This window comes from Hymenobacter metallicola, from assembly GCF_004745645.1.
GTDB lineage: Bacteria > Bacteroidota > Bacteroidia > Cytophagales > Hymenobacteraceae > Hymenobacter > Hymenobacter metallicola.
In genome coordinates, this window is the sequence record NZ_SRMB01000003.1 from 349,097 (window position 1) to 375,226 (window position 26,130).

Sequence of the window (26,130 nt, forward strand, 5' to 3'; positions counted from 1 at the left end):
TTTTGCCTCACAGTTAGGGTATGCAATAAGGCGGCCTCTCCGCTGCCGTGCCGTTATGCCCCTGACCTCCGAAAAGCTTCTGACTGTCGACTCCAGCTTTGTGCTGACGGGCCTGGGCGTGCTGGTGCGCACCAACCCGGAAACCGGCCAGCCGCGTCTGCTGCACTACCCGCTGCACACGGTACTGGCCGTGGTGCTGGTTTTTGCGGATGGGCCGCCGATGACGGCAACTGCCAGCGTGGAGGAAGTAACCCGTTCCTCGCCCCTGGCGGCCCAGGCCATGCTGACCGAATACGCCCTGCTGCTCCAGCTGCCTGAACCAGTAGCGGTACCAGCGGGCACCGAAGTGTGGCTGGCCGCCGAGCAGCCGGCCGACCCTTGGCTGTAAAAACGAAAAGCCCCGGCCGACGAATCGAGCGGGGCTTTTGCTTGACAACTACCTACCTACTTAATAGCTACGGGCAGCTCCAGGTTTTCCCAGCGCAGCACAATGCCGGGGCTGGCCACTTCTTAAACCAGGCTTTCCGTCATGGTAGCGGCTTTACGCGGAGTGGCCGTTACGCGGAGCGCGTCCTGTTTTTCATCGTATTTGAAAGCCCCCCACTGCTTGGCCGTCTTGTTGAAAATAACGGTCCAGTCTTTTTCGGTAGGAATCACGAAGAAGGCGTAGGTACCGGCGGGCAGCTTCTGGCCCTGCACGGTCACATCCTTGCTAAACTCTACCGTAGTCGCCTCGTTGGCTCCGGCGCGCCACACTTTGCCATAGGGCACCAAGCCCCCATACACCGAGCGGCCCTTCACGCTGGGGCTGCTGTATTTGATGGTAACCGTGGCAGCGCCAGCCTTGCCGGTAGCCGTAGCAGCCGGGCTGGCGGGAGCGGGCTTGGCAGCCGGGGCGGCAGAGGTAGCAGCCGGCGCTGTTTGAGCCATGCTCACGGAAGCCGCAAACAGGCCGGCCACCAGGGCCGCGGAGAAAATCGTGCGGTTGTTTTTCATGGGGACAGGAAGGGAGTAGGGTGAGAACTAAACCACGGCGGCTACGCGGCCCCGGCACTGGTCAAAGTCACGGACCGGGGCTTGACGTTGCTTTCGCCCGGCGAATATTACCATTTATCTATTACCCCTCTAGTTCAGAAACCTGCCGACTTCCAGCAGTTTTTACTCGGCGGCTACAACCGGGGCGGGCTGGGGGGTGCGGGAAGGAGCCTCGGCGCTGGCCAGCCGGGGCCAGCCGTCGTGGTATTCCAGCCGGTCGAGTAGCATCACGCGCCGCGAGTAGCCCTGGGCATCGTCGATGGCGTCGAAAATGGGCTGCTGCGGGTCGATGGCGTGGTAGGCCAGCCAGTCCTGCCCGGCCGCATCGGTCACAATGGAGTTGTGGCCGGGGGCGCGCCAGTGACGGTTGGTTTCCAGAATAATGCTGTGGCCCTGCCCGCTGGCTTCGGCCAGCGTTTCAAACGGCCCCATGGCGTGGCGGGAACGGGCCACCATGACGCCGTAGTGGGCATCGTCGCCGCAGCAGTTGTTGCCCGAGTAGAACAAAAAGTACCATCCCTGGCGCAGCACCACCCAGCTGCCTTCCAGCAGGCGTTGGTAATTGTCGGGGCTGTCGTCTTCGACGGGGTGCACCAAGGCCAGCGGCTCAGAGCCGGGCGCGAAGGAAATCCGGTCGGGGGCCAGCTCCTGCACCAGCAGCGGGCCAAAGCCCGAGCCCCAGTACAGCAGCCGCTTGCCGGTGGCCGGGTCGTCGAAGGCCATGGGGTCAATGTTCAGAAAACCCGGGCCGCACTGCAACGGGTGGCCGATGTCGGTAAAAGGCCCCTGCGGAGCCTCAGCCACGGCGACGGCCAGGCAATAGCCTTTTTCGTGGTTGGGCAGGGCCGAGTAGTACATGTAGTAGCGGCCCTGGTGCTCACTCACGTGGGGGGCCCACAGCTTTTGCGTGGCCGAGGCCCACTGCGGCTTCTGCGGCAGCGCGTCGGCCAGCAGTTCCCACTGTACCAAATCCCGTGAGCGGGCCACCTGCATGTTGATAATCTGACCCCGATACTTGGTTTGGGTGCCGTAGGCGTAGTAAAAGCCGTCGGCCGCCTGAATAATGGTGGGGTCGGGAAAGTCTTCGTCTAGAATCGGGTTTTGGTAAGTGGCGGCGGTTGACATAGGCTAAGCTGGTTACAGGAATGTATCCGTTGGCCCCTAAAGCAGACCAACGCTACTTCTACGGTTTTGCGGCCCGCTGCGCCCATCCACACGACCACCTTGGACTTCGCGCACCTACTGCTGCTGCAGCCACACGTAGGCCGAGGCTACATCCTCGAACGTGCCCACCGTGGGTCGCTGAATGGCCAGCAGCACCTTTTCGCTGGCCTGGCGGGCGGCAAAGTCGCGGGGGAACACCCAGGCAATGTAGTGCAGGCCAGCCCGCAGCATTTCCTCGAGCCACCAGGCGCCCTACTCCGTGAGCTGCACCGTGGTGCGCGTGATGCTGGAGTTATCGTTGAGGATTTTGGGACAAGGGTATTGCCGCAGGCTCTCCAGCATCAGCATGCAGGCCTGCTGCGACGAATCCTGGGTGTGTTCCCCTTTCCAATCGACGTACAGCCACTGATTATGCGCATCATACCCAATGTAAATGCCGGGCTCGTCGACAACTGAAAGCAACTGCATAAGACAAAACAAATAGCTGGGCCTACCGGACCAGCCGCGGATAGCCAGCAAGATACAGCGTGGCCCGAGAAGTAGAACCGGCTCCCTGCCCTCCCCCGCTGGCCGCCTCAGCGAAACTTATCAGCCAGAGCGGGTGTCTTTCCAAGCACCGGGGCCATATCAGGGTTGCCAGACTGTTGATCTTTACCGATCTTGCTAATCGTCGCTTCTGATTTCTGACCTGTTTTTCGCTCTTTTCTCTTCTTCACCTACTTGCGTCTATGTCTCTTCTTCAAGTAGCGCTGCTGAGCGTTGGCAGCACCCTGCTGCCCGCCTTGACCAGCCCGGTCTCGGCTCCCGCAACCACGGCTACGTCCCCGGTTCACGTCGTGGTCACCGACCTGCCCTCGACCAAGGCCACGGTGAAGCTTTACTTCTACAACGTGAAGGAGAACTTCCTGAAGCGCGGCAGCTACACCTTGCTCAAGTATGTGAAGCCCGGCGGCAACAAGCAGATTACCCTGCCCCTGGATCTGCCCCACGGCGAATGGGCCGTGGCCCTGACCCAGGATATGAACAACAACGACCTGGTCGATAAGAATTTTATGGGCATCCCGACCGAGCCCTACGCCTTTTCCAACAACGTGCGCCCCAAGCTGGCCCCGCCCGCGTTTGACGAGTGCAAGTTTGTGGTCAACGGCGCGGCCAAGGTGGTGACTATTTCGATGAAGAAGTAGCTGTTTGCCACCATACCTGCGGCCCGGCCTGGTAGCGTACTGCTGCCGGGCCGGGCTTTTTTTGTGCCAGTAGCTTATACTTACTCCCGGGTACTGGTTCGTTATGCGTAGTACTATCCTCTTGCGCTGCTTTATCCGCCTGCCACCTATTGTTTAGCGCCACCGGCCTAGTAGGATACCCGTCTTACCGGCCGGAATTTTCTAACTTTTTTATTTCTTCTGCTATGAGTATCAACTTACTGGAGGCCGACGTCGTGTTTGACCCCTCGGCCGGCCTGCGCCGGGAAGTACTGGCCGGCACCCTGGAAGCGGCCCGCCTGCCGCAGTCGGTCAGCAATGTGCGCCTTTCGTTGCAGGACATTCACATCAAGCGCCACGGCGAGCTGGGCCGGGCCGAAGTGCAAGTGGTGACCATCGTTACCGACGGGATTTCGCAGGAGCCTATTCAGCTGTTTTCGGAGGTGTATGAAAATGTGCAGAAGTGGACTCACCTGCCCCTGGGCGCGGGCGGCGTAACCTTGTACCGCACCGACGCCCAGCAGATTCCGGCCTACCTCGACTACCGCATTCTGCTTACGGAGCTGGACGAAGATATCCGGGCCATTGGTACCCTGCTGGATGAAGTGCGCCGCGACGCTCAGTTTGAGGCCGCCCGCCAAGCCTTGCTGGCCGCGGCAGCCATAGCCGCCCCGCCCGCCGCCCTTATCACGGCCAGCTCCGACCTGGCCCTGAACATCGTGGCGCGTTTGCTCAAGGCCAATAAAGACGACCAGCTGCTGCTCGTGCGCGGCTCCTTCGACAATGCGTTTGATGGGCTGGGCACCAAGTACGGGCCCGTAACCAAGGGCAACCGGCAGGCCGCCGTAACTTACCAGGCCGAAGCTGCCGAAGCCCCCCGCCTGGCCTGATTACCTTGTCGGGACCGGGCGCTGCCGATACGCCGGCATTTTCTGGCCCCCGTCTAGTACTATTGCGGCAGCTTGCCCGTAGTGGCACTGTTTTCCCTGCTTTGCATTCTCTATGAAACTTACGACAACCCTGCTTTTGCTCGCGGCCAGTGCCGGGGCCTTTTCCGCCCACGCCCAGCAAGCCAGCGCCATTATTGCTGGCCAGGCCCAGCCCAAGCTCGTATCCAAACAGTTTAAATTCACGGAAGGCCCGGCCGTCGACAAGGCCGGCAACGTGTTTTTCACCGATCAGCCCAACGACAAGATCTGGAAGTATGGCACCGATGGCAGGCTGTCGGTTTTTCTGGAGAAGGCCGGCCGATCCAATGGCCTGTACTTCGACAAGAAAGGCAACCTGCTGGCCTGCGCCGACGAAAAGAACCAGCTCTGGTCGATTGGCCCCGATGGCAAGCCGACGGTGCTGGTCGATAACGTGCAGGGCCACCGCCTCAACGGGCCCAACGACCTGTGGATCAACCCCAAAACCGAGGGTATCTACTTTACCGACCCTTACTACCAGCGCGAGTACTGGACCCGCACCACCCCCGACCCCGCCATTGGTGGGCAGAAAGTGTATTTCCTGGCCAAAGGCAGTAACGTACCCGTGGCCGTGGACGAGCAGCTGCAGCAGCCAAACGGCATCATCGGCACCCCCGATGGTCGTCAGCTCTACGTGGCCGACATTCAGGCCAACAAAACCTACCGCTACCAGATCGGGGCCGACGGCAAGCTCAGTGGCCGCCAGCTGTTTGTGGAGCAGGGCTCCGACGGCATGACTATCGACAACCAGGGCAACGTGTACCTGACCGGCAAAGGCGTAACCGTGTATAACCCAACCGGCCAGCAGATTCAGCACATCGACATTCCGGAAGAGTGGACTGCCAACGTCTGCTTTGGCGGCAAGGACCGCAAAACCCTATTTATCACGGCTTCTACGGCTCTGTACACCCTGCCTATGCAGGTGAAGGGCGTGCAGTAGGGCAATCCTTACCGGCCCTCGGCCCCGGCGCGTGTAGCGCCGGGGCTTTTTTTTGGATCGACTGCTTAGGCAGGCTTTCTGGTATAAAGCCTACAAATTATTAATCAAACACCTGAATTTATACCTAGAAGTAGGTATTGCGAAAGGGCTATATCTTTCTGAATTTAGCTAGTGACGGTCCACTCTCCCCGGTCCAATACTTGCTCTTTACCCCAGCCTACCTATTGCTTCACGGTCCTATTCCTTCTCCAATGATTATACCCGTACTCCTGTTATGTCATCGCACCACGGGGCCATCCTTGTCGCGGCTCCTCCCACTTTGCACCGGCAAGGGCTCCTTACTATGCTGCGCGAGGCCTGCCCAGGCCTGACCATTTGCCTAGTCTCCGACGCGGACCTGCTGCTAACGTTTCTGCATCAGCGGGCTTACGCGTTGCTCATCCTAGATGAGGCCGTGACTTCGGTACCGCTGCTGGTGCTGGGAGAGCAGCTCTGCGCCGTGCGTCGCCAGCAGCCGGCTCTGTGCTTCACCGATGCCGAAGCCCCCACCGCACCTGCACGGGCCCGCTTACGCAACTGGGCCTGGCTTACCCGGCAAGCATCTCCCACGGAAGTCAGCCAGGCGCTGGTACACCTCCTGATGCAAGCGCCACGCAGCTCCTGGACCGGCCGGTCCACCCTTAGCCCTGCCCAGGCCACCTCACCTACGCCTTTTAGCCGGCGGGAGCTGGAAGTACTGCGCTTGGTCATCGACGACTATTGCAATCAGGAAATAGCCGACCAGTTGTGCCTGAGTGTGCGCACTGTGGAAAGCCACCGCCGGGCCTTGCTCCAAAAGACCGGGGCCAAAACTTTCGTGGGCTTAGCTGTGCAAGCCGTACGGGCGGGCTGGGTAGCTGCCTGAAAGCTTTTGCCCAAGATGGGCCCGGCCTCCTGACCTGGCTAGTACTTAATCTTGCCCGTCGAGGTGGTTTTCTTGATGCGGCCGTCGCGCTTGAACCGGGTGCCGGGCAGCAGCTTCAGCGACACGGTCGGCAGCTCGCAGCTGCTGAGTACCAGCTTCTGGGTTTCGTAGCCCGCGGCACTGACCTGCAGCTGGGCGGCCTGCGGAATGGGCTTGCGGCTGTTGACGATGTAGCGGCCCTCCGAGTTGGTACTGAAGGCGTCGTTGATACCCGCTACAACGACGGTAGCTCCGGTCAGGGGCTGCTGGTTTTCGTCGGTGACCACCCCGGTCAGCGAGGGGCACTCCAGCAGGACGGTGACGGCCGAAGCCGTGGCGGGCTGCTGGGCCAGCAAAGCGCCCGGGGCGAGCAGCAAGACCAGACCAGTCAGAAAAGTAAGCGTACGGGACATGAGCAGGTAGAAAAAGGCGGGATGGGAAACGGGTGGGCGCGCAGAGCCCGGTTGTTCCTACGCAAAGCCGCGGCCAGCAGCTGACTTGCCGGAAAAAACCTCCGCTTTGCCCCGCAACACCCGCTTAACCAGCTTTGTTTCAACGCCTCAGAAAAGTTTACCTAGCCTTCACACACGGTCCGCTCCAGGCTGTTGGCCGCCTTACCCCAGAACGCCAACAGCCCGGCAGCGGCGGCTACCGGGCTGTTGGTGGGGCCGGGCGGAGTTGCGGCCTTAACGGGCGGGCTTGGTGCTGCTGCCGCCGCTGGCGTGGGAACTGACCAAGCGGCCGCTGCCCTTGTAACGCACGTCGCTGCCGCCGCTGGCGCTGGATTTTAGCTCGCCATCCACCGACACTTCCGCGTCGCTGCCCCCGCTGGCGCTGACCTCGGCCGTGGTGCTTTGCAGGGCGTAGGCGTGGTAGTCGCTGCCCCCGCTGACGGATACCTTTTGCTGCTCCACGCGGCCGGCTACTGTAATGTCGCCGCCGCCCGAGGCGTGGCTGGTCAGGGTTTTGGCCGTCACGGTCAGGTACACGTCGGCCCCGCCGCTGGCACTCAGGCGCAGATCATCGGCCTTGAACGGAGTTTCGCCGCGGGCGTCCGAGCCGCCACTGACCGACAACGCCGTAAGCGTGGGGCAGGTGATGTAGACCTTGATGGCCCCCGTTTTTTTCCCGGCCAGCATCTTCTTCCACGAGTAGTTCTGCTCCCAGCTTACCTCCAGGGTACCGTTTTTCACGGCCGTCAGAATGTGGGGCTGCACCTCGCCGGCCGCATCCACTACCACGGCTGTGGCTGGTCCCTGGGTCAGGTATACATCAATGCCCCCGCTGGCGTGCACGGCCTGGAAGACCCCGACCGTGCGGGGTTGCCGGACCTGCGCCTGGGCGCCCGTGGTAGAAAAGAAAGCAGCTCCGCAGAGCAAGGTGAGAACAGCGTTTTTCATAGCCAAGACGTTGAGGTTTGCAGGGGTAGATGCAAGCTACAGCAGCAGGGTTGCCTGATGGTGAAGCAAAACGTTAAAGAATATAAAAACAGAGCTTTTGCTGCGCTGACCACGTGAGATAATACGATATAGTCATAGCCTGCTCCGGAAAACTACTCGAAGCAGGCTATGACTATATACTACGCTGACCAAAAACTCAGTGACAGCACTGATGTAATTGCAAAGCAGCAGTTGCACATTTACCCGGCATACAATTAATAAGTTTTAAACTAAAGCCCATTTGCCACTTACCCGATTCTATGCCATAGCGTGTACACGTAAAACATAATATACTTATATGCCCTACGTTCATTACCCTGCACTGCCAAACTCGCTTACCGCAGCACTTGCCGTATGTAGTGTAATTACCTGGTTATTATCGCCTACCAGAGTAGCCGGACAAGATTTGCGCCTAAAGTCTGTATCGACCGCCGCAACAGAAGTATCAGTTGCTTTACCTCAACAAGTACGCCATCGGATTATACTGAATGACTATGAAATTATTCCCGAAAATGGTTTAGCTGCGTTTAAATTAAATTCTCCGGCCTCCCCTGTTACCTATAGCACCGAGAAATTTAACGCTAATAAATTAGCGCATAAAGTTTTATCGAGCCTGCGCAAGGCAGCCCGGGCATCTCGCACACAGGTCAAAACAGCAGGGACTTATTCTGAGCGGCTTTTATTAAGGCCTTGGCAATTAATTGGGACCAAAGGCTACGCTGATACCCGAGCTATTCGCCGTCAATTTCGACAACAGCTAGCACAAATACTTAGTGAACGATACTTAGAAGGATCAATGAGCAAATAAAATATGTCTACTGAACGGTTTGTATAAGGCAAGGTATTTCCAATGAATCCTAAAAACGAAGAAGTCAAGCAGCTAATTAAGCAAATTCTTGGGAAGAAAGCCGATAAACTCTCTGCATCTGAGTTGCAAGAATTATCAGCTTGTTTTCTTGAAGGCGGCCGTCAGGCATTGATGGCTTTAAATGGCACAACCAAACAAGCAGCAGCAGCGCTAAATTACGCTCAAGAATTGCGCAACAATGCGCGGCGACAATTTGCCCGAAAAAGTACCAAGCCTACACAAGCTACCTTCAGTACACCGGAGTGGCAGCGAATTCAACACATTCTGGATGCTAATTATGACAAGTTGGCCACTTGGCCTGGCGTGTTGGGTAGTAGTCCCGGATTCAGAATCTGTAAGTCGATGCCGCTGACAGAAAAAACAGCGACAATCTACGTTCAGAAAAAGATACTGAGCGACAAACTGCCCGATACCGTCCTGTTGCCTTCGGTACTTTCCGCAAATGGCGACGAGGTGAGCGTTGATGTAGTGGAAGTAGGGGAAATTCAACCGCAAACGCTTGCTGGTAGCAGCCTCGGAGCTGGTGGCCCTTGGGGCACTCTGGGCACATATGCGTTTGATAACCAAACTAATAGGATTGTGGCGTTAACCGCTCAGCATGTAGCTAGCCGCATGACGAACTACTCATCCCCCCGCCCGGGCACCCCCAACACTGCCCCCTTGGGTCGCTTGCTACGCGGGTCGCGCGAGGGCACCGATGCAGCGGCAATTCTGGTGGATTCCCCCCCCGGCTTTCCATTTCATATTGCGGGCATCGGTCAGGTTCGGGGATGGCGACCAGTGCACGACCCGGCTGACCGCAATATTGGTGTGCGCATGCATGGCGCAGCGTCGGGTAATCTTGACGGGTACATTATTGCCCCCCGATCTACCTGGTACAGCCCCAACTACCGGAATGCCATCCTGGCTACCACACCTACCCGTGGTGGCGATTCGGGAGCGGCGCTCCTCGACAGTAACAATTTCATTTTAGGCCTCCTGGTAGGCCGGGCCGATCAGTACAGCCTAGCTCTTTTTACCCCCTTCAACCTTGTGTTGTCCGAACTCGGGTGCTCACTGCCGACTGCTTAACAAATTCACTATTTCTCTCGTGTTGTATGTCTCGCTTCTGTACGCTGTTTGTCTTTTCTATTTTCTCACTCTTGGCCTTGCTGCTGGCTACGGCAAGTTATGCGGCACCTCCCGTCGAGTGGAAATTCACGCTAACCAAAACTGGTGGCAATTATACTCTTACACCTCCCTCGGACGGATTTTCTACCGATCAGCCTAATGCTATTACCGATCAGGTAACTATCAGCATTACCTGCACCGGTGCATCCTGCACTGATGTGGAGCTTTACCTGACTGCTGCCGGTGCACTCCCCTTGTCTCCTGTAGCAGCAGCCACCAGTTCCACCGTTTCTTACGTGATAAAACGCGAAGCTGTACCCAGAACGACGGAACAGTTCTCAAGCATCCTGATTTTTAAAGTGAAAAATGCGGGGGGAACAGCTACGGAGGTTGGTAAGTTTAATGTATATGATGGTAAGGCACCTAGTGGAGAAGATAAAAACGGCAGTGGCAATAGCGGCAGCTCAGGCTCACTTATTGAATGCTTGCGGGGGCGTACGTTCCGCGGGGCCTATGATGAGGCGGCTAACCGGGCTCTGTTTGTGGTAACATCAACGGGCAATGTGCTGGCCCGACCTATTGGCCAAATTGACGAAGATGATGAAATCATCGTCAAAGTGGTTGGTCTAACTAGTCAACTTGAGGGCTTGCAGGTCAAGCAAACTTCTGCTTTCCGGGATGGCACTGCTCTGCGCATTTTAGGCGAAGCGCCAGCATCTACTTCTGAGCAGAAGATAACCGAACAAAGCACAGATGAATGCGGAGAAATCACCCTAAGCGCGGGTAACGGCTTCGATCCAGGCAAGGGAACCATTGAACTCAGCCAGCTTAAAGGAGGCGAATCAGTGCCAATTACCAGCTTCGATTTTCTGGTCAACCCTTTATATGCCGGAGCCTTCTCATTCGGACCAGCTTATTCCAAGCTTGGAAATTACACATACGGCTACGTAGCCACCGGTGCCGATACCACCTTAACCGTTACCGACCGAGAATCGCCTCGTATTCACTACGTGTTGGCTTATACTCCCTTTATATGGGGTAACCGTGATGTGGCCAAGCTAAAGTCATTGAGGTTTTACGAGCACTTCAATCCGACTATTGCTCTCACAGTACGAAATACATTTGACAATGCTTTTATTGGAATCAGCGGCGACCTATTCCGTAACAGCGCCTTTTTTACCGTTGGGCAGCACATTGGCAAAGTGTCTCGGCTTGATCCTAACGCCGGATTGAATGTAGGTGATAAGCTCACCCCTGGGAAGCGTACTATCCCTACTGTCCGATCATGGGAAAATGACTGGTTCTTCAGTGTTACGATTGATTTGCGAGCTGCTCTACGCTTTTTCAACGCGGGCTTAGCTAGTGCCCCCCGCTAGAAGAGAATCGTTACCCTCGGATTCAATCCAGCTTCCTTGTGAAATTTGACCAAGGCTAGGGACTTACTCAACTTACTGGACCACTTTACTACGGTATTCACGGGTAGTACTTGCCTAGGCGGGCGGGCTGGATAAAGACGTGGCGCACATCCGGGTATGCCGCCTGAATTCTGGCCTGCAACTGCTCCACGGTGCGGGTCAGGTCGGCGGCGGACAGCTCCGGCGCAAACTCGACCCGTACTACCATGAGCAGTTCATGCGGACTCAGGTAAGACGACAGGGGCGGCGCCGCGGCCCGCACTTCAGGCTCGGCCCGTACCAGGGCCGTAAGCTCATCGAGCAGCCCGGCATCGGCCGGCTCACCCAGCAGCAGGCTTTTGTTTTCGCGCAGCAGCAGACCGGCCACGACCAGCAGAATAAGCCCAATGCAAAGCGTAGCCACTCCGTCAAGGGCCGGGTTGTTGAACAGATGACTCAGGAAAACACCCAGAAAAGCCACGATCAGACCCAGCAAATCGGCCGCGTCTTCGAAGAGCACCACGAAGATGGAAGGGTCCTTGCTGCCCCGGAAGGCGGCCCAGAACGACTGCCGCCCCCGCTGGGCGTTGAAGGTGCGCCGGGCAACCAGGAAAGAGGCTCCGTCAAACACGAAAGCCAGGCCCAGCACAAGGTAGTTCCAGGTGGGGTCGCGCAGGGGCGTGGGGTGGCGCAGGTGCTCGATGCCCTCATATAAGGAGATGCCCCCACCGATGGCAAAAATGCAAATGGCCACGATAAATGACCAGAAGTACAGCTCCCGCCCGTAGCCGAAAGGCCGCCCGGCGTGGGCCGGGCGCTGGCTCTTGCGCAGCCCCAGCAGCAGCAGCCACTCGTTGGCAGTATCTACCACGGAGTGAATGCCCTCGGCGACCATAGCTGAGCTGCCGGTAAACCAAGCGGCTACAAACTTGATGATGGCAATGGCGAAGTTGGCGGCTAGAGCCGCTACAATGGCGGTCTTGGAGGGCGGGGCGTCGGTAGTGGCCGCTGCGGCGGAAGAAGCGGTAGTTGTCACAAAATATACAGTTAGCAGGCCAGGTAGCAGCTTAAGCCGGGCTCTGGTAGTACGGCCCGGGCAGCCGCAGGGCTGTGGTCGAGGTAGCCCTTTTCTGTAAATCTGCTCTGCCTGCTCCCTCCCAGCTACCGCACCAGCATACCGCATTTTACTTAGCGTCGTCTGGCGGCCCGGTGAGTTCGGCACCTGGGCTGTTCTTTCCCAACGGGCCCCTGAATTCTTCCCCCTTTCCAACTGCATCTACTTGGCAATTCTGGCAATGTAGGCCCGTCATTTAGGCCCTGATGTAGCTGGACCCGACGCATCTTTCCCGGATTTAGGCTTTGCTTTAGCTCCCGGCTTAGGGCCTGGCTTAGCCGAAGCCGGTCGGGTCCGGCCCGGGCTTACCCTTGCCGGCTTCTCGGCGGGCGGCTCCGGCGGCTGGGTTTTCTCTGGCTGGGCCCTGAATACGTCGCGCAACTCTTCGTAGACGCTGAGCATCACCCGTTCCCGCTGGGTTTTGCTCATGCCCGACAGCGGCTGGGAGGGATTATTCACCGCTTGCAGGCTGCTGAGTGGGGAGTCCCGGAAGGCACAGGGCCGCACGATAATGGAAAGCAGGATGGCTCCTTCCCGCTCGGCGGCCACCAACAAAGGCGGCAACTCTTCGGCGTGAATAAAGTCGGAGGCCAGAAAATCGGCGCTAACCAGGAAAATAGCCACTCTGGCCTGGGCCAGTTGCCGACGAATCCGGTCCTGCCACCGCTCTCCTTTGCGAATATCCTTGTCGCTCCAGACGTGCACTTGCTGGTCGCGGACGAGGGGGTGTAGATGAAGCGTCAGCATTTCCCGCCAATGCAAGTCGGCGTGGCTGTAACTGATGAAGACACTGGTACGGGCAGTTTCCATAGCAAAAAAAGGTAGAGCAAGGTTTTACCCAAGCTAATTAGCAATAACTAATCTTATTAGCAAAACTAATTAGGATTAGTTTTTTTGGCAGCCAGCTCAGGCCCGATGCTAAGCACCAACTCTATCCTCCCGACAAGTGGGTCTGGGGCGCTGGTAAAAGCGCAGCTACCCAAGACCCGGAATACAAGCTCAACCATTAACTACCTGTCTCACAGCGCGTATAGCATTTGAGTCTTCTCCATTTACTTCTCACTCTACCACTCCACTCTTCGCTATGAATCAAAACGAGCATAACCGCACCCAGGCCCAGCTAGCCAACGACGGCACCGATACGCCTCGCCCAGAAAACACCCACGGCGTAGGCACCCAGCAACAGGGCAACGCCACCCAAACGCCCGCCGGCCCCAATGACACCACCGGCCGCCACGGCGGCAGCCACGGCAACGACGGCGGTGCCGAGGTGCGCGACGCCCGCGGCAGCAGCCACCGTGGCGACGAGCCCAACGCGGAATCCAAAAACACCGGGGGCGGCGACGATAACCAGGGCAAGCACCACACCCAGCATACCACCAAGGACCGCACTGATTACAACGACAGCGGCCAAGCGCCCAGCACGGCCAACGACGGCGGCACCATCGACGACGCAACCAATAGCTAGCGTTTACGGCCCCGGATAACAGCAAACCGACCGTTCCGAGCTATTTTCGGAACGGTCGGTTTGCGTTAATTCAGCTCGGCTAAGCCAAGTAAAAAAGCCCGTCATATCATTCCCCGAAAGACGGGCTTATTTTTTACTCAAAGCGGAATGTAGGCGCCGGGGCAGACTGACTAAGCCTGTTTACGAAACGGCCGCTTGGGCCGCTCCCTGGAAGGCGGGAACGAATACCTGCTCGGCAAACTGCTCCAGCGTCGTGGGAGTAGTGTTGGCCGGGGTGCGCACCTCATGCTGCATAATGCGGCCCTCGTTCAGGTTTTGGGTCATTTCGAGGTAGAGGTCGGCCATCGACTCGGAGAGGCCGGCACCCAGCATGCCCTGCCGGGCCTGGTCGTAGGAAAACTGCACGTAGGGCAGCTCGGGCCGGCCAATAGCGCGGCCGAAAATGGCGGTGGCCTCCTGCATGGTGTAGTCGCGCGGGCCCAGCAGCAGTTGCTCCGATTTGCCGGTCGGTACCCCCGCTTCCAGAACCTGGGCGGCGTAGGCGGCAATATCCCGGGTGGCAATCATCGGAAAGCTGACGTCGGGCCGGGTGGCCGAGCCGTTGATGCCCATGCCCTGAATCAGGCCGATACCGGCCAGCAGGTTTTCCATGAAGTAGGCCGGGCGCAGGTGCACCACGTTTAGGCCCTCAACGGCGTTGAGGCGCTGCTCCTGGTAGTGCACGCCCACAATCGGGCCCGTGCCGGCCGTCAGCTCGGCCCCAATGCTGCTCAGGTTCACGGCTTGGCGCAGGCCGGCGGCCCGTACGGCGGTGGCCACGCTCTCTCCTACTGCGGCCTGGTAGGCCAGGTTGTCGGGGGCGCTGGCGTTGGGCGGCAGCATCAGAAAGGCCGCGTCGGCCTCGCGCAATACGGTGGTCAGAAAGTCGGTGTCGTCGAGGCTGCCGGCCCGGGTTTGAGCCCCGGCGGCCTCCAGGGCGCTGAGTCGCTGACTGGCTCGGGCCACGGCCGTTACGCGGTGGCCGCGCTCCAGCAGCAGGTGGGTCAGGTGGGTGCCGATATGGCCGGTGGCGCCGAGTACTACAATGTGCTTGCTCATCAGAAAGTTGGTTGAAAAATCGTGGGTAAAGAAGACTACCCCGGCGCAGCCTGCAGTGCCGCGTCTTGGATGGGTCAAAGGAAATTCTTTACCTTCGATTTAGGCAAGTACCTACTCTTTGGTAGGGTGCCTACCTTTTTCTCAGTAATGCTGATACTCAACGACTAAATTTTTATGAGCAAGCTCACAAAACAGCAGCAAGCCGAAGCCTACTGGGCCACGTGCGCCGAACAGCCCGCCGGCGCCGTCTGTCCGGTGCGCACTACGCTCAACGTATTGGGCGGCAAATGGAAGCTTCTGATCTTGTCGTACCTGCTGGCTGGTCCCCAGCGCTACGGGGAACTGCGCCGCCTGATGCCGGAGGTAACCGAGAAGATGCTGATTCAGGAGTTGCGGGAGCTCGAAGCCGACGCCATTGTGGAGCGCATCGTCTACCAGCAGGTGCCGCCTAAAGTGGAGTACCAGCTGACGGAGTATGGCCGGCAGGTGCAGCCTATGTTTACCGAGCTCATCCGCTGGGGCCAGAGCTACCGCGACCGGAACCGGAAGCTGGAAGAAGCGGCCTGAGGCGGCTGAGCTTTCGCTGATGGGTGTGGGAACAACCTAGTGCAGGTGCTTCTTAGGCTACCCTTTACATACCTGCCAAACACGACGCCCCAAATCCCTCCTTGCGCGGCCACCACTCCGGCCGCTCCGGCAGCCGCAGCTGCTGCCCCTCAAATTGCTGCAGGCCGTGCTCCTGCCCGCGCAGCTCCCGGAAGGAACCCGCCACGTGCACCCGGTAGTCCTGGTCGATGCGGATGAGGTGGCGGTCGAAGGCGCGATGCAGGGTGGGCGTCAGAGCCAGGCCGTTGCCGATGGTATCGTCGTGACTAATGGACCAGGGCACGATATGGCAGGCGTCGAGTAGCGGAGCCGGGGCCGTGGTGCTGGTGCTGATAAGTTGCAGGCCGGAAATGGCGCAGGTATAGTTGTAAACCCTGAGCACTTCACGCTTAAAAACGGCGCTGCGCACGGCAGTTTCTACTTCATCGGCGAGGTTGAGGTGGGTTTGGTAAACGGCGGCCGGCTCCTGTAGCATCTGCTGCCCCAGCACCTGCAAGGTATCGGGACCGGCGCTGGGGCGGTAACGGAAGCGGGTCTGGGGAAAGTAGCGGGCCAGCAGCGTATCACGAAATATGTGGCGGGTGGCTTGGTCCTGAAGCAGTTGCCACAGAGGCTCGTCGAGGGCAGCGTAGGCCACCACCTGGCGCAAGTGGCCCAGGCTGCGAGGCGAGCCCGAGGAAGTCAGCACCAACGGCTGGCCAACATGGGTGCGCAGGTGCCAGAACCCGTCGCCGGTGAGGTGGTAAAATGGCAGGGCGAAATTGTTGGCCCGAAACCGGCCCGAGGTGCTCAGATCCCGGCAGTTGCTTTGGAAGGCGGCCAGCAGCTCGGCACTGATAACGATTTGGTTGTCCTGGATGCTCTCCTCTTCAATTCCTTCGAGCACGGCCAGCAGCAGGGCCGGCTTGTAGGGCGCCTCTTCCCCGGCCAGCCTACTGGTGTTGAGCTTGCGGAAACGGGTGAGGTAGTGGGCCAGGTCGGGCATAGGAAAGGACAAGATACGCAGGCTAAGCGCCGGTCCGTGGCATTTTTGCTGTCGAGCGGCTACCTTCCGGCTCCGGGCGGGTGAAAGGCCCGGCCCCTAGCTGCCTTCCTTATGCACGACAACGCCCTGCACGAAACGATACTGCTGGTTCTGGGCCTGCTGTTTGCCATGCTGCTGCTCGTGATGCTGAGCCAGAAGCTGCGCATCTCCTACCCTATTTTTCTGGTGCTGGCCGGCTTGGCTCTAAGCTTCGTGCCGGGCCTGCCCCTTATCGTCATCGACCCGGACCTGATCTTCCTGATTTTCCTGCCGCCGTTGCTCTACCAGGCCGCCTGGGACACTTCCTGGAAAGATTTCTGGCGCTGGAAACGGCCTATCGCCCTCCTGGCTTTCGGGCTGGTGTTCTTCACCTCTACTATCGTGGCCTACGTCTCAAGCAGTATTATTCCGGGCTTTACCCTGGCCCTGGGGTTTCTGCTGGGAGGTATCATTTCCCCGCCCGATGCGGTAGCCGCCACCTCGGTGCTCAAAGGCATCAAAGTACCCCGCCGGGTGACCAGTATTCTGGAAGGCGAGAGTCTGATCAACGACGCGAGCAGCCTGATTGTGTTTCGTTTCGCGCTGGCGGCGGTAGTGTCGGGCACGTTTTCCTGGCACGCGGCCATTACCAGCTTCTTGCTGGCTAGTGGGATGGGCCTGGTGGTGGGCCTAGCGGTGGGCTACGGCTTCTACTTGATTCATAAATACCTACCTACCACCCCCAGTATTAACACGGTGCTGACGTTTCTGGCGCCCTACGTGATGTACCTGCTGGCCGAGGAATTCCACTTCTCGGGGGTGCTGGCCGTGGTCAGCGGGGGGCTGATGCTGTCCTACCACTCCCACCGGGTTTTCGACGCCGATACGCGCCTGCAAACGGCCAGCGTGTGGACCAGCGTGGGCTTCGCCCTCAACGGGCTGGTGTTTATTCTTATCGGACTAGAATTGCCCGTCGCGGTTCAGGGCCTGGGCAACTATTCGCTGCAACAGGCTATTACCTACGGGCTCATCATCAGCGCCATTGTCATCGTTATCCGGTTGGTCTGGATGTTCCCGGCGGCCTTTGTGCCACGCTGGCTGTTTCGCAGCATCCGGACCCAGGAAACCAGCCCTGGGTGGCAGGGCCCGGTTATCATTGGCTGGGCCGGAATGCGCGGAGTCGTGTCGCTGGCCTCGGCGCTTTCGGTACCCTTGCTGCTGAGCAATGGGCAGGCATTCCCGCAGCGCAACCTGATTCTGTTCATCACCTTCGTCGTGATTCTGGTAACCCTCGTGTTTCAGGGCCTGACCCTACCCGCCATCATTCGCCTGACTGGCGTGGCCGACCTGGAGGAGCGCATGCCCACCGACGAGCAGGAAGCCGGCATCCGGCTGCGCCTGCGCCACGTGGCCCTGGCCCACCTAGCCCGCAACTATGAGGCTGATATCCAGGAAAATGAGATGATCAGTGCCCTGCAGCACCGCATGCAGGCCGAGGCCCAGCGCACCGGCAACCTGCTCGAAGCTCTCGACTACGACGAAACGAAGCGCCGGGCCTTGCAGCGCTATCATCAGGTGCTGCTCGACGTGCTGCAGGTGCAGCGCGAGGAGCTCTTCGTACTGCGCCAGGAAGACGTATTTGAGGAAGAAATGCTGCGCCACCAAGAAGCCCAGCTCGACCTGGACGAGGCCAAAATCAGCCACATGCCGCACTAGTGGCCCACGCCGCTACCAGTATAGCCCACCGCTTGCTTACCACCACTTTCCTCCGGTGCCAGCCAACTTTGAGCTGCCGGCACCGGAGGAAAGTGGCGGCGGCTACTGATTTCGGGGGCTCCCGCCCAGAGCCAGGCAACCACTGCGGCGAATATTCACCTGTCGCAATACACCCGCAATAAGTCGGAATCAGCCCTGCTGCCAGGAAGCCACTTTTACTAAATTTGTTGGCAATCAAGTCCCGCCTACGCCCTCAACACTACTCTTGTTAGCATCAAAATTTAGGGTACAACCCCGCTGCTTTTTCTCACTGTTCAACCCTCCTCCTTATTCCTGCTTCTCGCTATGAAAACGACCAACATTCTCTACTGGGTTTCGACCGGCTTTCTCTGCGCCATGATGCTGATGTCGGGTATTATCAACGTGCTGAGCACGCCCGAGGCTGTGGAAGGCCTCAAGCACCTGGGCTACCCGGCCTATTTGCTGCCATTTTTAGGCGTAGCCAAGCTTCTGGGTGTGCTAGCATTGCTGGTACCCGGCTTCCCGCGCTTACGCGAATGGGCCTACGCTGGCTTCGTTTTCGACTTGTTGGGAGCTATGTACTCAGGCCTGTCCGTAGGCGATCCACTGAGCCAGTGGCTGCCAGTTACTGTGGGCTTTCTTATCATAGCGGTGTCGTACCGTACCAACCGGCGCCGGGCTCAGGCAAGCCCGACGCCCACGGCGGAGCTCAGCGTAGCCTAAATGCGCGAGCTGCTCTTGACCTGTTTTCAATGATCTGCGCCATGGTAGAAGTCTTTAAAACCAACGTCCGGGCCCAGCGCCAGGCCCGGCTGCTTCTAAAGCAAATCCACCAAACCTTTACTCAGTACCGGGCCAATTTCGACCTGGACGACTGCGACAAAATCCTGCGGGTAGAATCGCGCAGTGGCACTATTCCGGCATCCAGCCTGATTCAGCTTCTGCGCACGGCGGGCTTCCAGGCCGAAGTGCTACCCGATGAAGTGTAGTTGGGACCAACGAAAGCGCCGCTGGAAATGCTTCCAGCGGCGCTTTGCTTTTGTAACTCGTACGGGTTAGCCCAGGCTCTTGTACCGCACGCGCTTGGGCTCCACGTCGCCGAGGCGCTTCTTCTTGGCTTCCTCGTAATCCGAGAAGTTGCCCTCGAACCACACCACCTGCGAGTCGCCCTCGAAGGCCAGGATGTGGGTAGCCAGGCGGTCCAGGAACCACCGGTCGTGGCTGATGATGACGGCGCACCCGGCGAAGTTCTCCAGCGCGTCTTCCAGGGCCCGAATAGCATTCACGTCCAGGTCGTTGGTGGGTTCGTCGAGCAGCAGCAGGTTGGCGCCCTGCTTCAGCGTGGTAGCCAGGTGCACCCGGTTCCGCTCCCCGCCCGAGAGGCTGCCCACTTTCTTTTCCTGGTCGCCGCCGCGGAAGTTAAAGTTGCTCACGTAGGCCCGGGCATTCACCGGCCGGCCGGCCAGCAGCATGGTTTCGGTGCCGCCCGAAATGGTTTCGAATACCGACTTGTTGGGCTCCAGCGTGTCGTGCTGCTGGTCTACGTAGGCAGTCTGCACGGTAGGGCCTACTTCAAACGTGCCGGCGTCGGGCTGCAGTTGCCCCGTAATGAGGCGGAACAAGGTGGTTTTGCCCGCGCCGTTGGGCCCAATGATGCCCACAATACCGCCCTGGGGCAGCGCGAAGCTCAGGTTTTCAAACAGCAGCTTGTTGCCAAACGACTTGGTCAGCCCCTCGGCCTCAATTACCTGGGAGCCCAGGCGCGGCCCGTCGGGGATGAAGAGTTCGAGCTTCTGCTCTTTCTCCTTGGCGTCTTCGTTCACCATCTTGTCGTAGCCGGCCAGGCGGGCTTTACTCTTGGCCTGCCGCGCCTTGGGAGCCATGCGCACCCACTCCAGCTCACGCTGCAGGGTTTTCTGGCGCTTGCTCTCCGTCTTTTCTTCCTGAGCCAGGCGGTTCGACTTCTGCTCCAGCCACGAGGAGTAGTTGCCTTTCCACGGAATACCCTCACCGCGGTCCAGCTCCAGAATCCAGCCGGCCACGTTGTCGAGGAAGTACCGGTCGTGGGTTACGGCAATGACGGTGCCCTTGTACTGTTGCAAGTGCTGCTCCAGCCACAGCACGCTCTCGGCGTCGAGGTGGTTGGTGGGTTCGTCGAGCAGGAGTACGTCGGGTTCCTGCAGCAAAAGGCGACACAGGGCCACGCGGCGCTTTTCCCCGCCCGAGAGGTTGCCGATGATGGCGTCGGCGTCGGGGGTACGCAGCGCGTCCATGGCCCGCTCCAGCTTGGAGTCCAGGTTCCAGGCGTCGAGCTGGTCGAGGCGCTCCTGCACGGTGCCCTGGCGCTCCAGTAGCTTGTCGAAATCAGCATCCTCGGCCCCGAAGGCCTCGTTGATTTCGTCGAACTCCTTGAGCAGGGCCACGGTTTCGGCCGTGCCTTCCTGCACTACTTCCAGCACCGTCTTGGTGGGGTCGAGTTGGGGCTCCTGCTCCAGGTAGCCCACCGTGTACCCCGGCGACCACACCACCTCGCCCTGAAACTGCTTATCGACGCCGGCAATAACTTTGAGCAGGCTGGATTTACCCGAGCCGTTCAGACCGAGTACCCCGATTTTGGCCCCGTAGAAAAACGAGAGGTAAATATTTTTGAGAACAGTTTTTTGCGGCGGATACACTTTGGTCACGCCGGCCATCGAAAAGATAATCGTCTGGTCGCTCATGGAGGGGTGGTTGGTAGTAAAGGCGCCCAGGGCCCTGGGCAAACAGGAAAATGAAATGGAAATTTCGGGAAGAAAACTGAACCGGCCACGCGCCGCCGAACCCGACACCCGGTTTTTTTAGCAGTTTGTGGGAGTTTTTCCCTCCTGCACCTTGTCGAACGAAGCCGGCAGAATCGTTAAACAGTTGGCGATTTGCTAATACTCGATATTTTGCGGGCTCATTGAGGCATTCTAACCCGTTTTATTCGTTGTAATTGCCTGTTCAGGTCGAGGGCTCCTGCAGGCTTCGCTGCCATAACCGTGCAGGCTAACAGTGCGTAGCCTACCTTTCAGAAGCCCAGTGCTGGAGTGGCCCGCAAAGCAGCTCCGTTCGTACTGGCTTGTCAAAGGTAGGGAGTCGGGCCTAAGTTTTCCCCAGATTGGCCGGGAGCCCTTAAAAAACACGTGGAACTGTTAGGCATGCCGTAAATCTTTACATATTTCCGTCCTGAACCCCCCTTCACCCCTATTCGCCCTGCGTTATTAGTTTATGGAACAACAAGACCACTTACTGGCCGAAGCTCGCCGTTATGGCTACATCGAGGGCGACCAGGTGTGGCTGCGACCAATCATGGATCTGCCGGCCCGGCAGGTTGGCCTAGTAAAAGACACCGAAGAAGCCGCCCTGCTTTACTTCGCCCAACGCTTCGAAAACTTCCGCGCCAAAGTCGATGAGCTCCTGCAGAAAATGGAGGAGTCTGAGAATAAGGGATCTTTCCTGATGAAGGCCCTGCACCTGAAAGAGCAAACCGCTAGCTACGACGGCCTCGGCGACTTCGAAAGCCTGCACCGCCGGCTTTCGGAGGCCGAGGACAACATCAAGGTGACCATTGCCCGCAACCGGGAGAAAAACCTGGCCACCAAGATCAGCCTGATTCAGGAAACCGAAGCCCTGCGCGACACCATCGACTGGCAGGCTGCCGGCGACAAGCTCAAGGACCTGCGCCAGGCCTGGATCAAGACCGGCCCGGTCGAAAAGCAGATTACTGACGAGCTGGAAACCCGCTTCCGCGACGCAGTAGAAGAGTTTTTCGTTAAGAAAAAAGACTTCATGGCCCAGAAAAAGGCCATGACCAACCGAGTTTTCGACAAGTACAAGGAATTGATCCACAAGTCGGAAGCCCTGCAGAACTCCGACGATTTCGAAGGCACCACCGCCAAGCTCAAGCAGCTGCAGCAGGAGTGGAAGGAAGTCGGCGGCTCCTTGCCCCGCAAACAGGCCAACGACCTGTGGACCCGCTTCCGGGCGGCGCACAACCACTTCTTCGAGCGCCTGAAGGAGCATATCAACACTAAAAAGGTGGAGACGGTATCAACGGGTCCCGATGACAACCTGAGCCGCAAGCGCGCCCTGGTGGCCGAAGCCGATGCCCTGCTCAACCGACCAATGAACGAGGCCGTAGCCCGCGCCAAAGAGCTACAGGCTGCCTGGAAAAAGGTGGGGCCCGTGCGCGGCGAGGAGTCGGACCGGGTGTGGGAGCAGTTTATCCTGGCCTGCGACAAGGTATTTGAGATGAGCGCCCTGGAGCACTTCATCCGGAAGCGGCAGGCAGGCAGTCCCGAAACGCTGTCGAAGGAAGACCAAGTGAATACCCGGATTCAGGCCCTGCGCGACTTTATCAAGTCGGATCAGCAGGAGCGTATCACACTGGAGGAAAACCTGGGCAAGCTCAGCGACTCGCCCGGCAACGATACGTTCCGGACGATGCTGCAAGGCAAAGTGCGGGCATTTGACCGGAAAATTCGCACTAAAACTGAGTTAATTGAAATCTTGCGGCGGCGCTTAGTTGCGTAGCCCAACATTCAGCGGTATTTTACGTTGTCTGCCAAAGCAACCATTCTACCCGAGCCGTGTTCTGCAAGTAGGCGGCTCACTGATTACTTTTTAACACTACTTTTGCCAACCTTTTTTTGTAGCACACACGACTATGTACTGGACCCTCGAACTGGCTTCGTATCTGGAAGATGCCCCCTGGCCTGCCACCAAGGATGAACTCATTGACTACTCTATCCGCTCGGGCGCCCCGATGGAAGTCGTAGAGAACCTGCAAGCTCTGGAAGACGACGGCCAGCCATATGAGAACATCGAAGAAGTATGGCCGGACTATCCGACCAAGGAAGACTTCATGTTCAACGAAGACGAGTACTAAGATTTAGAGTTCAGAACTCAGAGTTTAGAACTTAGACCGAGTGAATTGGTCGGTAGAACTTTTGTCCATCTCTCAGTTCTGATGTCTAAGCTCTCCGTTCTAACGATTGAAAATCTGGTTGCGGGGTACGAACAACGTGTTCTACTCCGCAACCTTTTTTTATGCCTGTCCGAGCCAGCCTTTGTCGCCATTATCGGCCACAACGGCTGCGGCAAAACCACGCTGTTTCGGGCCCTTACGGGGCAGATTGCTTACCAAGGCACCGTGCACGTGGCCGGCCAGGACCTGCGGCAAGTGCGGCGTCCCACGGTCACGGGCCTGCTGGCTCACCTGCCCCAGCGCAGCTCGGTAGGCTTCCCGATTGAAGTGCGGGAGCTAGTTGTCATGGGCCGCTTCCGCCACCATACCTTTCTGAGCTCCTACCAAAGGCATGATTACGAACTAGCCGAAGCCGCTTTGCAGCGCGTCGGGGCCCGGCACCTGGCACGCCGCGACTTTACCCAGCTCTCAGGCGGTGAGCAGCAATTGGTGTGGCTGGCGCAGCTGGCCCTGCAGGATGCTCCGCTCTACCTCCTCGACGAGCCCACCCAGCAGCTGGATGTCTACTACCGTCGCCGCGTCTTCGACCTGCTCCAAAGCTGGGTCACGCAGGCCGGTAAAACCATCCTCTGCATCACCCACGACCTCGACAACCTAGCTGGCTTACCGGGCTTCCTGCTCAACCTTTCCCGCCCCAAACCCCAATTACTGCCCTTGTCCGCTGCCACAGTGCAGTTGGAAAGAGCCTTTCTGGAAAGTGAGGAAAGCTTGGCCATACGGTAGTAGATACCGCGCCCGAGCGGCGCCCAGCAAGAACTTTACTGCTGCGTGTGGAGCGTAGCTTCCTGGTAAAAGAAAGCTCAGCACACGTTGGGGGATGGTATCGGTTTCAGCTTACCCCTCGCCAGGACCCGCCCCTTACGACCGTTTTCCTGGTCGGCCGCGCAGCACGTGGGCAATGGACCGCAGAAATGGCCAGGGTGTAACGGAATTCATGATGCGAAAATTATCGGGCCAGGAAGTTCGCTCGTCTAAAAAGGCCAGCACCCGCTCGATTGGATTGCGCTGGAACAGCTCGGTAAAAATGTCGCGGGTAACTTCGCCGCGCCGCCGCATGATGTCGAGTAGCAGGGTATCGAAGAGGTGAAACTGCGGCTGGTCGTTGGTCAGGTTCTTAGGCAGGTGTCCGGTGCTGGCCAACGCCTGTACTAAGTGGGCGCTATGCTGCTGAATGCGCTGAAACGCGTAGCCAGTGCTAGGTTTGGCCCGCCCTGCCCGGGTGCCCAGATGAACGATATGCGGCCCGGCCGAAGCCGGCAGCGGATGGTCGGTCATAGGAATGGCCCCGACCTCCTCACCAACGACTCTGTAGGTAGTCAGCTGTAAGGTATGCTCCAAGTAGTGCCTGATGGCGGCTTCGTATTCAGCTTTAGGCAGGGGCATTTCGGAGAAGAGTGTGTATTCGACCAGCGCCTGCCGCGGGCCAAACGGCAGCACGTAGATAAACCGGGCTTCCTGCTGCTGCTCTCCCCGAAAATCCATGAACTCGACCGTCGCCGGATCAAAAACATCCTGCTCCGTTTCCACTTCCCAACCCACAAAGTGCTGCAACAGATACCGGTATTTCTCCGGCTGCCTGTCCAGCTCGGGCGGGCGGCTGTCGAAAGCCAGGCGCGCTGTATAGAGGCCCGCGCTGGTATGCGCCTCCACGCCCGTAGCCACATTGCGGAGCGTTTCTACGGAAGCCTGCACCAACGTGAACTGCGGATTTTGAGCCAGCTCGGTCCGCACGAAGCGGTAGAAGTCCAGGCCCCGAATCATCTTATACCGGTAGCGCTGCAACTGAAAAACCCGCTCGAAGCCGGGGCTGCGGAAAGCCAACTGCTGCCAATCGTGCGCCACTATCGAATCGAACGGCGTGGGACCATCCGTCCAAAACGACCAGGTCCGGTCGTTCTGGTCTTTGGCGGCCGGCTCCAGCAGCAGCACCCGCTTGTCGCGCAGGCGGGGCTCCTGACTGATATGATAGGCCAGGCTGAGGCCCGCAGCCCCGCCTCCGGCAAGTAGATAATCGTAGTCAGACTTCACAAAACAAATAAAGCAGCCCGCCCCGGATTTGTTGCCGCGGGAGCCACGGAGCACACATCGGCAAACGGGCTGCACATAAAAAAAGCCGGGAATAACCCGGCTTTTCGTATATGGCACAACTGCTGGCCTAGAAGTTTGGCGACAGCAAGTACTTAGAGTAGAAATCGTCAATGATTTTCACGGCCGAGGCCGCGTCATCCACGAGCTGCACCAGGTTCATGTCCTCGGGCGAAATGTTGTGCTCGTCTTCCAGCATTACCTGCTGAATCCAGTCGAACATGCCCTGCCAGTACTTGGTACCAACCAGCACGATGGGGAAACGACCGATTTTCTTGGTCTGAATTAGGGTAATAGCCTCAAACAACTCATCCAGGGTGCCAAAGCCGCCGGGCATGCCGATGAAGCCCTGGGCGTACTTGACGAACATCACCTTCCGCACGAAGAAGTAGTCGAAGTTGATGATCTTGTCTGAGTCGATGTAGATGTTGTGGAATTGCTCGAAGGGCAGCTCGATGTTCAAGCCAACCGACTTACCGCCTTCGGCGCGGGCCCCTTTGTTGCCCGCTTCCATGATGCCGGGTCCCCCACCCGTGATGACGCCGTAGCCATGACGCACCAGCTTGGAGGCAATTTCCTCCGCCATCTGGTAGTACGGGTTATCGGGCTTGGTCCGAGCCGAACCGAAAATAGACACGCAGGGGCCAATTTTCGACATCTTCTCGAAGCCTTCCACGAACTCGGCCATTACTTTGAAGATCTGCCAGGAGTCGGCAATCTTGATTTCGTTCCAGTCCTTATCCACAAAAGCCTTGCGGATGCGCTGTTCGTCGTCGAGCTGCACGGTGCGCTCCCCGTGAGTTTGCTCCCGAATGTCGCTGATGCTGGTGACCTTGTTGTCGTTGACGTTGGGCTGAACGATGGTCTTGCCGCTGCCCGCGTTGAGGATTTCATCGGACGCCTTGGTCCGACTGTTTTTCTTGAGTTTGGTCATGGCTACACATGGGA

General features: G+C 58.5%; 29 protein-coding genes. 16 read left to right on the top strand and 13 right to left on the bottom strand.

Annotated features, from left to right (window positions below; genetic code table 11):
* The first annotated feature begins 55 nt into the window (after positions 1–55).
* The gene (locus tag E5K02_RS16700) at positions 56–388 is read left to right on the top strand and encodes a hypothetical protein (RefSeq protein WP_135396350.1); all 333 of its coding nucleotides are present in this window, start codon (positions 56–58) and stop codon (positions 386–388) included.
* Positions 389–510: 122 nt separating this feature from the next.
* Here E5K02_RS16700 and E5K02_RS16705 read toward each other — a convergent pair whose 3' ends face one another.
* The 4 genes from E5K02_RS16705 to E5K02_RS16715 all read right to left on the bottom strand — a co-directional run bounded on the left by E5K02_RS16705 (position 511) and on the right by E5K02_RS16715 (position 2,667).
* Positions 511–996, bottom strand: a complete 486-nt coding sequence (locus tag E5K02_RS16705) for a DUF2911 domain-containing protein (protein ID WP_167856456.1) — start codon at positions 994–996, stop codon at positions 511–513.
* A gap of 162 nt (positions 997–1,158) precedes the next feature.
* Positions 1,159–2,160 carry a glycoside hydrolase family 43 protein gene (locus E5K02_RS16710; RefSeq protein ID WP_135396351.1) on the bottom strand — a complete coding sequence of 334 codons (1,002 nt, stop codon included), beginning with the start codon at positions 2,158–2,160 and terminating at the stop codon, positions 1,159–1,161.
* Positions 2,161–2,274: 114 nt separating this feature from the next.
* Entirely contained in the window at positions 2,275–2,430 is a 156-nt protein-coding gene (locus E5K02_RS25600; RefSeq protein ID WP_167856457.1) for a hypothetical protein, read from the bottom strand.
* A 21-nt stretch (positions 2,431–2,451) separates the two neighbouring features.
* A complete protein-coding gene (locus tag E5K02_RS16715) occupies positions 2,452–2,667 on the bottom strand; it encodes a hypothetical protein (protein ID WP_135396352.1) in 216 nt (71 codons plus the stop codon).
* Between the two features lie 260 nt (positions 2,668–2,927).
* Here E5K02_RS16715 and E5K02_RS16720 point away from each other — a divergent pair, with 260 nt between their 5' ends.
* The 4 genes from E5K02_RS16720 (at position 2,928) to E5K02_RS16735 (ending at position 6,213) form a co-directional block, all read left to right on the top strand.
* Positions 2,928–3,383 (top strand): DUF2141 domain-containing protein, encoded by a 456-nt coding sequence (locus tag E5K02_RS16720; RefSeq protein WP_135396353.1) that lies wholly within the window; start codon positions 2,928–2,930, stop codon positions 3,381–3,383.
* Positions 3,384–3,607: 224 nt separating this feature from the next.
* A complete protein-coding gene (locus E5K02_RS16725) occupies positions 3,608–4,291 on the top strand; it encodes a hypothetical protein (RefSeq protein WP_135396354.1) in 684 nt (227 codons plus the stop codon).
* Positions 4,292–4,403: 112 nt separating this feature from the next.
* Positions 4,404–5,309 carry an SMP-30/gluconolactonase/LRE family protein gene (locus E5K02_RS16730; protein WP_135396355.1) on the top strand — a complete coding sequence of 302 codons (906 nt, stop codon included), beginning with the start codon at positions 4,404–4,406 and terminating at the stop codon, positions 5,307–5,309.
* Positions 5,310–5,583: 274 nt separating this feature from the next.
* The gene (locus E5K02_RS16735) at positions 5,584–6,213 is read left to right on the top strand and encodes a helix-turn-helix transcriptional regulator (protein WP_135396356.1); all 630 of its coding nucleotides are present in this window, start codon (positions 5,584–5,586) and stop codon (positions 6,211–6,213) included.
* Positions 6,214–6,251: 38 nt separating this feature from the next.
* On the opposite strand, the gene E5K02_RS16740 is transcribed toward E5K02_RS16735, so the two are convergent.
* Together E5K02_RS16740 and E5K02_RS16745 are read right to left on the bottom strand one after the other, a co-directional pair.
* On the bottom strand, positions 6,252–6,665 hold the full coding sequence (locus E5K02_RS16740; RefSeq protein WP_135396357.1) for a carboxypeptidase regulatory-like domain-containing protein: 414 nt from the start codon (positions 6,663–6,665) through the stop codon (positions 6,252–6,254).
* A gap of 273 nt (positions 6,666–6,938) precedes the next feature.
* Positions 6,939–7,652: a head GIN domain-containing protein gene (locus E5K02_RS16745; protein ID WP_135396358.1), complete on the bottom strand. Its 714-nt coding sequence runs from the start codon at positions 7,650–7,652 to the stop codon at positions 6,939–6,941.
* Positions 7,653–7,989: 337 nt separating this feature from the next.
* Between E5K02_RS16745 and E5K02_RS16750 the strand changes: the two genes are divergently transcribed.
* Genes E5K02_RS16750 through E5K02_RS16760 form a run of 3 tightly spaced genes read left to right on the top strand, consistent with a single transcriptional unit; the run spans position 7,990 to position 11,045 of the window.
* Complete coding sequence (locus E5K02_RS16750) at positions 7,990–8,499, top strand: hypothetical protein (protein WP_135396359.1); 510 nt, start codon at positions 7,990–7,992, stop codon at positions 8,497–8,499.
* 42 nt (positions 8,500–8,541) lie between these two features.
* A complete protein-coding gene (locus tag E5K02_RS16755; RefSeq protein ID WP_135396360.1) occupies positions 8,542–9,630 on the top strand; it encodes a chymotrypsin family serine protease in 1,089 nt (362 codons plus the stop codon).
* 26 nt (positions 9,631–9,656) lie between these two features.
* Entirely contained in the window at positions 9,657–11,045 is a 1,389-nt protein-coding gene (locus E5K02_RS16760) for a hypothetical protein (RefSeq protein ID WP_135396361.1), read from the top strand.
* A 97-nt stretch (positions 11,046–11,142) separates the two neighbouring features.
* On the opposite strand, the gene E5K02_RS16765 is transcribed toward E5K02_RS16760, so the two are convergent.
* Both E5K02_RS16765 and E5K02_RS16770 read right to left on the bottom strand, forming a co-directional pair.
* Positions 11,143–12,099 (bottom strand): cation diffusion facilitator family transporter, encoded by a 957-nt coding sequence (locus tag E5K02_RS16765; protein WP_240737328.1) that lies wholly within the window; start codon positions 12,097–12,099, stop codon positions 11,143–11,145.
* A 270-nt stretch (positions 12,100–12,369) separates the two neighbouring features.
* The gene (locus tag E5K02_RS16770) at positions 12,370–12,987 is read right to left on the bottom strand and encodes a toll/interleukin-1 receptor domain-containing protein (protein WP_135396363.1); all 618 of its coding nucleotides are present in this window, start codon (positions 12,985–12,987) and stop codon (positions 12,370–12,372) included.
* Positions 12,988–13,261: 274 nt separating this feature from the next.
* Here E5K02_RS16770 and E5K02_RS16775 point away from each other — a divergent pair, with 274 nt between their 5' ends.
* Positions 13,262–13,645 (top strand): hypothetical protein, encoded by a 384-nt coding sequence (locus E5K02_RS16775; RefSeq protein ID WP_135396364.1) that lies wholly within the window; start codon positions 13,262–13,264, stop codon positions 13,643–13,645.
* Between the two features lie 180 nt (positions 13,646–13,825).
* On the opposite strand, the gene E5K02_RS16780 is transcribed toward E5K02_RS16775, so the two are convergent.
* A complete protein-coding gene (locus E5K02_RS16780; protein WP_135396365.1) occupies positions 13,826–14,743 on the bottom strand; it encodes an NmrA family NAD(P)-binding protein in 918 nt (305 codons plus the stop codon).
* A 174-nt stretch (positions 14,744–14,917) separates the two neighbouring features.
* Between E5K02_RS16780 and E5K02_RS16785 the strand changes: the two genes are divergently transcribed.
* Entirely contained in the window at positions 14,918–15,310 is a 393-nt protein-coding gene (locus tag E5K02_RS16785) for a winged helix-turn-helix transcriptional regulator (RefSeq protein WP_135396366.1), read from the top strand.
* Positions 15,311–15,374: 64 nt separating this feature from the next.
* Here E5K02_RS16785 and E5K02_RS16790 read toward each other — a convergent pair whose 3' ends face one another.
* Positions 15,375–16,334, bottom strand: a complete 960-nt coding sequence (locus E5K02_RS16790) for an HNH endonuclease (RefSeq protein ID WP_167856458.1) — start codon at positions 16,332–16,334, stop codon at positions 15,375–15,377.
* A gap of 111 nt (positions 16,335–16,445) precedes the next feature.
* On the opposite strand from E5K02_RS16790, the gene E5K02_RS16795 reads away from it, so the two are divergent.
* From E5K02_RS16795 to E5K02_RS16805, 3 genes are all read left to right on the top strand, one after another.
* A complete protein-coding gene (locus tag E5K02_RS16795; RefSeq protein ID WP_135396368.1) occupies positions 16,446–18,068 on the top strand; it encodes a Na+/H+ antiporter in 1,623 nt (540 codons plus the stop codon).
* 345 nt (positions 18,069–18,413) lie between these two features.
* Positions 18,414–18,812, top strand: a complete 399-nt coding sequence (locus E5K02_RS16800) for a DoxX family protein (RefSeq protein ID WP_135396369.1) — start codon at positions 18,414–18,416, stop codon at positions 18,810–18,812.
* A 41-nt stretch (positions 18,813–18,853) separates the two neighbouring features.
* Positions 18,854–19,078 (top strand): hypothetical protein, encoded by a 225-nt coding sequence (locus tag E5K02_RS16805; RefSeq protein ID WP_135396370.1) that lies wholly within the window; start codon positions 18,854–18,856, stop codon positions 19,076–19,078.
* 66 nt (positions 19,079–19,144) lie between these two features.
* Here the strand turns inward: E5K02_RS16805 and ettA are convergent, their stop codons facing one another.
* Complete coding sequence (gene ettA, locus E5K02_RS16810) at positions 19,145–20,809, bottom strand: energy-dependent translational throttle protein EttA (protein WP_135396693.1); 1,665 nt, start codon at positions 20,807–20,809, stop codon at positions 19,145–19,147.
* A 529-nt stretch (positions 20,810–21,338) separates the two neighbouring features.
* Between ettA and E5K02_RS16815 the strand changes: the two genes are divergently transcribed.
* The 3 genes from E5K02_RS16815 (at position 21,339) to E5K02_RS16825 (ending at position 23,820) form a co-directional block, all read left to right on the top strand.
* A complete protein-coding gene (locus tag E5K02_RS16815; protein ID WP_135396371.1) occupies positions 21,339–22,643 on the top strand; it encodes a DUF349 domain-containing protein in 1,305 nt (434 codons plus the stop codon).
* A 133-nt stretch (positions 22,644–22,776) separates the two neighbouring features.
* Positions 22,777–22,998, top strand: coding sequence for a DUF2795 domain-containing protein (locus E5K02_RS16820; RefSeq protein WP_019948259.1), 222 nt, complete (start codon positions 22,777–22,779; stop codon positions 22,996–22,998).
* An 81-nt stretch (positions 22,999–23,079) separates the two neighbouring features.
* Positions 23,080–23,820: an ABC transporter ATP-binding protein gene (locus E5K02_RS16825; protein WP_135396372.1), complete on the top strand. Its 741-nt coding sequence runs from the start codon at positions 23,080–23,082 to the stop codon at positions 23,818–23,820.
* A gap of 135 nt (positions 23,821–23,955) precedes the next feature.
* Here E5K02_RS16825 and E5K02_RS16830 read toward each other — a convergent pair whose 3' ends face one another.
* Positions 23,956–25,125, bottom strand: a complete 1,170-nt coding sequence (locus tag E5K02_RS16830) for a lycopene cyclase family protein (RefSeq protein ID WP_167856459.1) — start codon at positions 25,123–25,125, stop codon at positions 23,956–23,958.
* 127 nt (positions 25,126–25,252) lie between these two features.
* The gene (locus E5K02_RS16835) at positions 25,253–26,116 is read right to left on the bottom strand and encodes an LOG family protein (RefSeq protein WP_135396374.1); all 864 of its coding nucleotides are present in this window, start codon (positions 26,114–26,116) and stop codon (positions 25,253–25,255) included.
* Positions 26,117–26,130: the final 14 nt, after the last annotated feature.

Bases quoted from the DNA above. Each gene is read 5' to 3' on its own strand.
- E5K02_RS16700 (WP_135396350.1), top strand. From the start codon at position 56: ATGCCCCTGACCTCCGAAAAGCTTCTGACTGTCGACTCCAGCTTTGTG.
- E5K02_RS16705 (WP_167856456.1), bottom strand. From the start codon at position 996: ATGAAAAACAACCGCACGATTTTCTCCGCGGCCCTGGTGGCCGGCCTG.
- E5K02_RS16710 (WP_135396351.1), bottom strand. From the start codon at position 2,160: ATGTCAACCGCCGCCACTTACCAAAACCCGATTCTAGACGAAGACTTT.
- E5K02_RS25600 (WP_167856457.1), bottom strand. From the start codon at position 2,430: ATGCTGCGGGCTGGCCTGCACTACATTGCCTGGGTGTTCCCCCGCGAC.
- E5K02_RS16715 (WP_135396352.1), bottom strand. From the start codon at position 2,667: ATGCAGTTGCTTTCAGTTGTCGACGAGCCCGGCATTTACATTGGGTAT.
- E5K02_RS16720 (WP_135396353.1), top strand. From the start codon at position 2,928: ATGTCTCTTCTTCAAGTAGCGCTGCTGAGCGTTGGCAGCACCCTGCTG.
- E5K02_RS16725 (WP_135396354.1), top strand. From the start codon at position 3,608: ATGAGTATCAACTTACTGGAGGCCGACGTCGTGTTTGACCCCTCGGCC.
- E5K02_RS16730 (WP_135396355.1), top strand. From the start codon at position 4,404: ATGAAACTTACGACAACCCTGCTTTTGCTCGCGGCCAGTGCCGGGGCC.
- E5K02_RS16735 (WP_135396356.1), top strand. From the start codon at position 5,584: ATGTCATCGCACCACGGGGCCATCCTTGTCGCGGCTCCTCCCACTTTG.
- E5K02_RS16740 (WP_135396357.1), bottom strand. From the start codon at position 6,665: ATGTCCCGTACGCTTACTTTTCTGACTGGTCTGGTCTTGCTGCTCGCC.
- E5K02_RS16745 (WP_135396358.1), bottom strand. From the start codon at position 7,652: ATGAAAAACGCTGTTCTCACCTTGCTCTGCGGAGCTGCTTTCTTTTCT.
- E5K02_RS16750 (WP_135396359.1), top strand. From the start codon at position 7,990: ATGCCCTACGTTCATTACCCTGCACTGCCAAACTCGCTTACCGCAGCA.
- E5K02_RS16755 (WP_135396360.1), top strand. From the start codon at position 8,542: ATGAATCCTAAAAACGAAGAAGTCAAGCAGCTAATTAAGCAAATTCTT.
- E5K02_RS16760 (WP_135396361.1), top strand. From the start codon at position 9,657: ATGTCTCGCTTCTGTACGCTGTTTGTCTTTTCTATTTTCTCACTCTTG.
- E5K02_RS16770 (WP_135396363.1), bottom strand. From the start codon at position 12,987: ATGGAAACTGCCCGTACCAGTGTCTTCATCAGTTACAGCCACGCCGAC.
- E5K02_RS16775 (WP_135396364.1), top strand. From the start codon at position 13,262: ATGAATCAAAACGAGCATAACCGCACCCAGGCCCAGCTAGCCAACGAC.
- E5K02_RS16780 (WP_135396365.1), bottom strand. From the start codon at position 14,743: ATGAGCAAGCACATTGTAGTACTCGGCGCCACCGGCCATATCGGCACC.
- E5K02_RS16785 (WP_135396366.1), top strand. From the start codon at position 14,918: ATGAGCAAGCTCACAAAACAGCAGCAAGCCGAAGCCTACTGGGCCACG.
- E5K02_RS16790 (WP_167856458.1), bottom strand. From the start codon at position 16,334: ATGCCCGACCTGGCCCACTACCTCACCCGTTTCCGCAAGCTCAACACC.
- E5K02_RS16795 (WP_135396368.1), top strand. From the start codon at position 16,446: ATGCACGACAACGCCCTGCACGAAACGATACTGCTGGTTCTGGGCCTG.
- E5K02_RS16800 (WP_135396369.1), top strand. From the start codon at position 18,414: ATGAAAACGACCAACATTCTCTACTGGGTTTCGACCGGCTTTCTCTGC.
- E5K02_RS16805 (WP_135396370.1), top strand. From the start codon at position 18,854: ATGGTAGAAGTCTTTAAAACCAACGTCCGGGCCCAGCGCCAGGCCCGG.
- ettA (WP_135396693.1), bottom strand. From the start codon at position 20,809: ATGAGCGACCAGACGATTATCTTTTCGATGGCCGGCGTGACCAAAGTG.
- E5K02_RS16815 (WP_135396371.1), top strand. From the start codon at position 21,339: ATGGAACAACAAGACCACTTACTGGCCGAAGCTCGCCGTTATGGCTAC.
- E5K02_RS16820 (WP_019948259.1), top strand. From the start codon at position 22,777: ATGTACTGGACCCTCGAACTGGCTTCGTATCTGGAAGATGCCCCCTGG.
- E5K02_RS16825 (WP_135396372.1), top strand. From the start codon at position 23,080: ATGTCTAAGCTCTCCGTTCTAACGATTGAAAATCTGGTTGCGGGGTAC.
- E5K02_RS16835 (WP_135396374.1), bottom strand. From the start codon at position 26,116: ATGACCAAACTCAAGAAAAACAGTCGGACCAAGGCGTCCGATGAAATC.